This is a genomic window from Mesorhizobium sp. CA4, assembly GCF_020165075.1.
Taxonomy (GTDB): Bacteria; Pseudomonadota; Alphaproteobacteria; order Rhizobiales; family Rhizobiaceae; genus Mesorhizobium.
The window spans coordinates 263,058-269,678 of sequence record NZ_JAIUHK010000003.1 but is presented as its reverse complement, the minus strand read 5'-3'; the positions used below and the strand labels follow the sequence as shown (position 1 = coordinate 269,678).

The 6,621-nt window shown below is 62.8% G+C and carries 7 protein-coding genes and 1 tRNA gene; 4 read left to right on the top strand and 4 right to left on the bottom strand.

The window, feature by feature from the left end; genetic code table 11:
- Nucleotides 1-96 precede the first annotated feature (96 nt).
- Nucleotides 97-171: transfer RNA gene (locus tag LB528_RS04310), tRNA-Val, on the bottom strand.
- Nucleotides 172-298: 127 nt separating this feature from the next.
- Nucleotides 299-661, bottom strand: a complete 363-nt coding sequence (cpdR, locus tag LB528_RS04305) for a cell cycle two-component system response regulator CpdR (protein WP_006199474.1) — start codon at nucleotides 659-661, stop codon at nucleotides 299-301.
- A gap of 150 nt (nucleotides 662-811) precedes the next feature.
- On the opposite strand from cpdR, the gene LB528_RS04300 reads away from it, so the two are divergent.
- Together LB528_RS04300 and hisN are read left to right on the top strand one after the other, a co-directional pair.
- Nucleotides 812-1,768 carry an N-formylglutamate amidohydrolase gene (locus LB528_RS04300; protein WP_224713946.1) on the top strand — a complete coding sequence of 319 codons (957 nt, stop codon included), beginning with the start codon at nucleotides 812-814 and terminating at the stop codon, nucleotides 1,766-1,768.
- Nucleotides 1,769-2,123: 355 nt separating this feature from the next.
- A complete protein-coding gene (gene hisN, locus LB528_RS04295) occupies nucleotides 2,124-2,897 on the top strand; it encodes a histidinol-phosphatase (protein ID WP_224713945.1) in 774 nt (257 codons plus the stop codon).
- Between the two features lie 12 nt (nucleotides 2,898-2,909).
- On the opposite strand, the gene LB528_RS04290 is transcribed toward hisN, so the two are convergent.
- Nucleotides 2,910-3,866 carry an alpha/beta fold hydrolase gene (locus LB528_RS04290; protein WP_224514577.1) on the bottom strand — a complete coding sequence of 319 codons (957 nt, stop codon included), beginning with the start codon at nucleotides 3,864-3,866 and terminating at the stop codon, nucleotides 2,910-2,912.
- A gap of 511 nt (nucleotides 3,867-4,377) precedes the next feature.
- Between LB528_RS04290 and LB528_RS04285 the strand changes: the two genes are divergently transcribed.
- Nucleotides 4,378-4,845, top strand: coding sequence for an Hsp20 family protein (locus LB528_RS04285; protein ID WP_224713944.1), 468 nt, complete (start codon nucleotides 4,378-4,380; stop codon nucleotides 4,843-4,845).
- Nucleotides 4,846-4,957: 112 nt separating this feature from the next.
- Nucleotides 4,958-5,734, top strand: coding sequence for a sulfite exporter TauE/SafE family protein (locus LB528_RS04280; RefSeq protein ID WP_224713943.1), 777 nt, complete (start codon nucleotides 4,958-4,960; stop codon nucleotides 5,732-5,734).
- A gap of 11 nt (nucleotides 5,735-5,745) precedes the next feature.
- Here LB528_RS04280 and LB528_RS04275 read toward each other — a convergent pair whose 3' ends face one another.
- Nucleotides 5,746-6,558 (bottom strand): MBL fold metallo-hydrolase, encoded by an 813-nt coding sequence (locus LB528_RS04275; protein WP_318012272.1) that lies wholly within the window; start codon nucleotides 6,556-6,558, stop codon nucleotides 5,746-5,748.
- Between the last annotated feature and the right edge of the window lie 63 nt (nucleotides 6,559-6,621).

The window sequence follows — 6,621 nt, the reverse complement described above, 5'->3', positions numbered from 1 at the left end:
ATGAAGAACCTGGCCCATAGCGCATCCTTTGATTCGGAGGATAAGGATGCCCCATCAAAGCCTGGGATCAAACACTTAGCTAAGCTATTGGAAGGATGGTGGGCGTGACAAGGATTGAACTTGTGACCCCTGCAATGTCAATGCAGTGCTCTCCCGCTGAGCTACACGCCCATCCGAAGCCGCGCATACACCATTTTTGATCCGGCGCGTCAATAGCGGGAATGTGGAAAGACGGCTTCCGTTTGTTGCATCGGTGAAGTCCCTGCCGATGCGAGCCTCGATGCAGGCCACAGACGGCTCAGGCGGCCTGCAGCATCTTCTCGACCTCGTTGACGAGATCGCGCAGGTGGAAGGGCTTGGACAGCACCTTGGCGTCCTTGGGCGCCTTGGAATCGGGATTGAGCGCGACCGCGGCGAAACCGGTGATGAACATCACCTTGAGGTCCGGATCGATCTCGGTGGCCCGGCGGGCGAGCTCGATGCCATCCATCTCCGGCATGACGATGTCGGTCAAAAGCAGCGAGAAAGGCTCTTCGCGCAGCCGCTCATAGGCGCTGGCGCCATTGTCGAAATCGCTTACCTGGTAGCCGGCGCGTTCCAGCGCCTTGACAAGGAAGCGGCGCATATCGTCATCGTCTTCCGCCAGCAGAATGCGTGCCATCATATCCCGTCCGAATCACCCGCCCCAAGCCTGCCGCCGGGCAAGGCCGTTAACCATCCTGTATATGAGGTGGGGCCGGTAAACATCAAGTGAATGAAGGGCATCCAACATCCGGTTCGAAGCGCGGTTTCGCCGCCTGAAATGCTGGACATGCCGGGCGCAAGGTGGCAAGTTTTGCGTCATGATGCAGTGCTGTTTCCTGGTTCGTACAAATTGAAGACGGCAGCCGAGGATTTTTCGGTCGTTCCACCCTTCGAAATCCGATCGGGCGCCGAACAGCGTGTCCCCTTCCTGTTCAACTCACCGCATAGCGGCCGCCACTATCCGGAGCGTTTCCTGGCCATGGCGCGGCTCGACCGCAACGCCATCCGCCGGTCGGAGGACTGCTATGTCGAGGAGCTTTTCGGCGGCGCCGTGCCGCTCGGCGCGCCGCTGCTTTCGGCCAATTTTCCGCGCGCCTATCTCGACGTCAACCGCGAGCCCTGGGAACTCGATCCACGCATGTTCGCGGAGCCGGTGCCATCCTTCTGCAACATCCGCTCGGCGCGTGTCGCCGGCGGGCTGGGCACTGTGCCGAAGCTGGTCGGCGAGGGGCTCGACATCTATCCCGGCCGGCTGCCTTTGGCCGAGGCGATCGGACGGATCGAGGCGGTGTACAAGCCTTATCACGAGACGCTGAAGCGGCTGCTGGCCAGGACGCATGCCAGGTTCGGCTATGCCGTGCTGGTCGACTGCCATTCGATGCCGGCCTCGATCCGCGTCGGCGACAATGGCGTGCGGCCCGACTTCATCATCGGCGACCGGTTCGGCATCTCGGCCTCGCCGGCGCTCACCGAAACGGCGATCGGCCTGCTTGTCGGCATGGGCTATACGGTCGCGCACAACAAGCCCTATGCCGGAGGTTTCATCACCGAGCATTATGGCAGGCCGGCTCGGCATCTGCATGCGCTGCAGATCGAGGTCAATCGCGGGCTTTACATGGACGAGCGGACGTTCCAGAAATCGGCCGGCTTCGACGCTTTGGCCGATGACCTGACCCGCTTCTCGGCCGACCTGATGTCGATGCCCGACCATCATTTCGTCGATTTGCCGCTCGCGGCCGAATGACAGCGCGGTCGGCGGGCCGAGTTCTCATAAACGCAATTCCGGACGGAAAACCGCGTCACACTTTTCCTGGAATTGCTCGAAAAAAAGACCGCATCGTTTTCACGACACGGTCGAAGTCTAGGGAGGAAACGCCCAAGGAGGGCATGGACAGGAAAACCTGTCCGATAACAAAATTATTGTGCGTCGCACAAATGTCAATCGACATCGGCGTTTTTAATTCAATATGATGTGGAAATTCCGCTTCGGCGGTTCAGATGTGGCATTCGGGCAACAAAAAGCGGGCGCCTGATCGGTCTTCAAAGCGCCTGTTCTGCGAGAAAGAGCGGCTGGCAAGAGCCGCGATGGGGAGAGCGACTTGGATATCAGCACCGATTTCATGCGGCGCATCGCGCATGCCGCCGCCGCGGAAACCTTGCCGCGCTTCCGCAGCGAGGGAACGGTCACCAACAAGCTTGCGGGAAGCTTCGATCCGGTCACGGAGGCCGATCGCGAAGCCGAGCGTGTGATCCGCACGCTGATCTCCTCCGAATATCCCGAGCATGGGATTCTTGGCGAAGAGCATGGCAGCCAGAACCTCGCCAGCCGGCATGTCTGGGTGATCGACCCGATCGACGGCACCCGCGCTTTTATTTCCGGCATCCCGGTCTGGGGAACGCTGGTCGGGCTGACCGTCGATGGCGACGCGGTCGCCGGCATGATGTCGCAACCCTTCACCGGCGAGCTGTTCTACGCCAACGCTTCGGGGTCGCATTACGAAGGCCCGGGCGGCCCGCGCCGGCTCGCGACTCGCAAGACGACCGAGCTCGCGCAAGCGACGCTGTTCACGACCACGCCGGCCCTGTTCAAGGGGGATGCGCGCAAGCGCTACGACCAGTTCGAGACAAAGGTGCAACTCGCCCGCTATGGCACCGATTGCTACGCCTTCGCCATGCTGGCGGCCGGCAGCATCGACATCGTCGCCGACCCGGGCCTGAAGCCCTACGACATCGTCGCGCTGATCCCGCTCATCGAAAAGGCCGGCGGCGTCATCACCACTTTCGAAGGCGGGCCGGCTGAGAAGGGCGGCGACATACTGGCGGCCGCGACGCCCGAGCTTCACGCGGCGGCGATGGCGGCGCTGCGCGGCTGAGCGGGCGCGCGCTCAGAGAGCGTCACCGGTGCCGGGAATGAAGGCGTCGAAGGCGGCCAGGAGCTGCTCGCGATAGATGTCCTTCTCCTGCAGGATTTCGTGCTGGGCACCGTCGATCATCAACAGCGAGCCGACGCGCAGTTTCCTGGCATAGGCTTCCACCGCCTTGGTCGAGACCACCCGGTCGGCGCCGGCGGCGACGATCAGCATCGGCACCTTGATCCTTGCCATGAAATCCGGATCGCTGATGGCTTTCGCGGCCGCGGCTGCAGCTTTCAGCCAGCGGATGGTCGGGCCGCCGAGCGCCAGCTGCGGCCAGGCCTCGTAGATGCCGACATTGCGCCGGTAGCGCGCGGGATCCGAGGTCACCTTGTTCACCTCGAAAGCCGGCGGCACTTTCGGCCGCGGACCGAGCGCGGCGTAGAGCCGGCCGAGACCCAGCGCGCAGAAGATCGCGCAGACGCGTCGCACCGTGGCGATCGAGACCGGCAGGTCCGGCACCTCCAGAAAAGGCGCCAGCAGCACCATGCGCCGCACCCGGTTGACCATGGATGGCGAGGCAAGCAGCGCAATCACGGCCCCGGTCGAGTGGGCGAGGATGTAATAGGGGCCGCGGCAGTCGGGCAGCACGATCTCCTCGAAGAATTGCTCGAGATCACGCGCATAGTCGCGGAAGCTGCGGACGTAGCCGCGCTGGCGGTCGCGCAGCAGGCGGCTGGAATCGCCCTGGCCGCGCCAGTCGAGGATGGCGACGCCGAAGCCGCGATCGGCGAGGTCGCGGATGGTCTCGAAATATTTCTCGATGCATTCGTTGCGCCCGGTCAGCAGAACCACCGTGCCCTGCAACGGACGAGCGACCGCGGCGAAGACGCCGTAGCGGATCTTCTTGCCGTCAGGCGTGGTGAAGAAGCCGCCCGCGGCATTCTGCGGCGCGGGATTGTCCTCGGTCAGATGGAAAAGATCCGTCATTCGGCGTCGTTGCTTGTTCTTTGCTCGGATGGGCGAGGCGTCGGCATGGTGATAGACGGCCAGCCGGCAAAAGCAAAGCGTTGCGAGGATTTACGCGGCAAGCCGCGAAGAGGAAGGCCGGAAGTGCCTGCGGCGCACTTCCGGCCTCGTCGATCCGGGAGGAAGGGACGTTGCACCCGGTTCGGCCTCGTCGCGGCAGGGAAGGCGCCGCTTGTCTCTCTGTCTTGAGGCAATTCCGGACGGAAAACCGCTTCACGCTTTTCCGGGAATTGCTCGAACTTGGACAAAGCTAGCGCTGCTTGACTGAACGGATGCCGAAGCGATGGTTCATCCACCATTCATCAACGTGGCTGCATTGCGACCGCCACGAAAGCCTTGAAATGGGTTTTTGAGCTTCCCAAATGTGGGTTGCGGCCGCCGATTGTCGGGGTCGCTGGCCTATCCGGAACGCCTTGCGAGGGTTTCGCACCGGGTCACACGCAAACCATGTTGCTCAACAGGAGAACACCTGATGCGTCACGTTGATTTTTCCCCGCTTTATCGTTCGACTGTCGGCTTCGACCGGCTGTTCACCATGCTCGACTCGCTTGGCCAGCCCGAGACCGCGCAGACTTATCCGCCCTATAACATCGAGCGGACCGGCGAGAACGCCTATCGCATCTCGATGGCCGTTGCCGGCTTCTCGGAAGACGAGATCTCGATCGAAGCCCACCGCAACGTGCTGACCGTCAAGGGCGAGCGCAAGGAAGAGAACAACAGCGAGGGGTCGGAGCTGCTTTATCGCGGCATCGCCTCGCGGTCCTTCGAGCGCCGCTTCCAGCTCGCCGACCACGTCGAAGTGGAAGGCGCCACGCTGAAGAACGGCCTGCTCTTCGTCGACCTCAAGCGCAACATTCCCGAGGAGTTGAAGCCGCGCAAGATCACGATCACCTCGTCCGCGGACAAGGCCAAGCAGATCGAGGCCAAGGCCGCCGCGTAATCCGCGGGGTCCATCCTGGACAAAGTCTCCCTCCCGAGACGAAAAAGCGGCGCCGCGAGGCGCCGCTTTTTGTTGTGCCACCGGCAACGGGTCTTTCTGGCTCTTTTGAAGCATGCAGCGGCGGATCACGGAGGACCATGTCCGATTTTTCCCAGCTCTTAAGGCGACCGTCGCAATCACTTTCCTGCTCGCCGGTATAGTCAAGGGCGTTACCGGCATGGGCCTGCCGACGCTGGCCATGGGCCTACTGGGCACGATCATGCCGCCGGCGACAGCCGCTTCGCTGCTCATAGTTCCGTCCTTCGTCACCAATGTCTGGCAGCTTTTCGCCGGCCCGAGTTTTTCCGCGATCCTGCGCCGGCTCTGGCTGATGATGGCAGGCATTCTCGCGGGCACGATCATCGGCGCGCGGCTGCTTGCCAGCGACAACGTCAAATGGACGACCGCGGGTCTCGGCGCGGCGCTCATTCTTTACGCTGCCTATACATTGCTGGCGCGGCAGCCGTCGGTTCCGGAGAGGACAGAGCGCTGGTTTTCCCCGGCCGTGGGCTTGCTCACCGGCCTGGTCACCGGAGGCACCGGTGTCTTCGTGGTACCTGCCGTCCCTTATATCCAGGCGCTCGGCTTGAGCCGCGACGATCTCATCCAGTCGCTCGGTCTTTCTTTCACCCTCTCCACCATCGCCCTGGCGCTGGGACTCGCATCGCATGGCGCGTTCGATGCCGGACATCTGGCGATATCCTCGCTTGCGGTGCTGCCGGCCTTGCTCGGCATGTGGCTGGGGCAAATTCTGCGCCAGAAGATCAGTCCGGCTACTTTCCGCCGCTGGTTCCTGGTTTTCCTGATCCTGCTCGGCGTCGAGCTGTTGCTGCGGCCCTTTCTGGCCTAGCTGCAAGGGACCTACTGATTATTTGCCGCAAGAACGGCTTCGACATTCCGCCGGTGAACGGCTTCGTATGGCGCGAAATACTCGGTCGCCGTGGTGGCGAAAATCTCGGCGCCGAAGGTCTGCAGATCCTGCTTGGCCAGGTCGGGGTCTTGTCGGCAGGCAAGCAGTTTTCGGACATAGGTCTCGGTGGCGGCGATGAGGCTTCTGTCATAGCCGCCCGCTTCGATTACCGGAAAGGAACCGTGGTTGGGCAGGATCCGGTCGAACTGCCAGCCGGCCATGCGCTCGAGGTCGACCAGATGTTCGCCCAGGCGTTCCGGTTCCGAGACATAGGTGACGGAGTCTTCCAGCGTGTCACCCGCCAAGAGCAGGCCGGCGTCGGGCATCAGCAGCGCCGTGCCGTCATGGCTGTGGATCTCGACCTGGCGCAGTTCGATGGCGATGGCTCCCAGCGTCAAGCGGAGGCTGTCGTCGAACGTCCTGTTGGGCAGCACGAGCGGCTTGATCGGCGGATTGCCGCCTTCGATATTAGTCCGGCCGCGTTCGAGCGCCGCGGCGGTGAGGCGGTTGGCGATGATCTCGCAATCCTTAAACACCTCGTTGCCGGCGATATGGTCGTCATGCCAGTGGCTGAGCACGACGCGTATCGAGGTTACGCCCATCTCCTCGAGGGTCCGCCGGATGAAGCGGGCATGGGGCAGGGAGATGTGCGTGTCGTAGACAAGCGCCTGCGATCCGTCGACGATCGCATAGGTGCCAGATGCCGAGCATATAGGCGCCGTCGTCGAGCCAGTTCGGCTCGTCCGACCAGATGCGGACGCCATCGACGCGGCCGTCATAGAAGCCGAGCACATTCGGCGCTGGACGGACCAGCCGCATCGTCGAGC

What these genes read in the sequence shown, in the direction of transcription:
- LB528_RS04300 (WP_224713946.1), top strand. Translation starts at nt 812, where the DNA reads ATGCCGGGCGCAAGGTGGCAAGTTTTGCGTCATGATGCAGTGCTGTTT.
- LB528_RS04275 (WP_318012272.1), bottom strand. Translation starts at nt 6,558, where the DNA reads ATGGCGTCCGCATCTGGTCGGACGAGCCGAACTGGCTCGACGACGGCG.
- LB528_RS04290 (WP_224514577.1), bottom strand. Translation starts at nt 3,866, where the DNA reads ATGACGGATCTTTTCCATCTGACCGAGGACAATCCCGCGCCGCAGAAT.
- LB528_RS04280 (WP_224713943.1), top strand. Translation starts at nt 4,958, where the DNA reads ATGCAGCGGCGGATCACGGAGGACCATGTCCGATTTTTCCCAGCTCTT.
- LB528_RS04285 (WP_224713944.1), top strand. Translation starts at nt 4,378, where the DNA reads ATGCGTCACGTTGATTTTTCCCCGCTTTATCGTTCGACTGTCGGCTTC.
- cpdR (WP_006199474.1), bottom strand. Translation starts at nt 661, where the DNA reads ATGGCACGCATTCTGCTGGCGGAAGACGATGACGATATGCGCCGCTTC.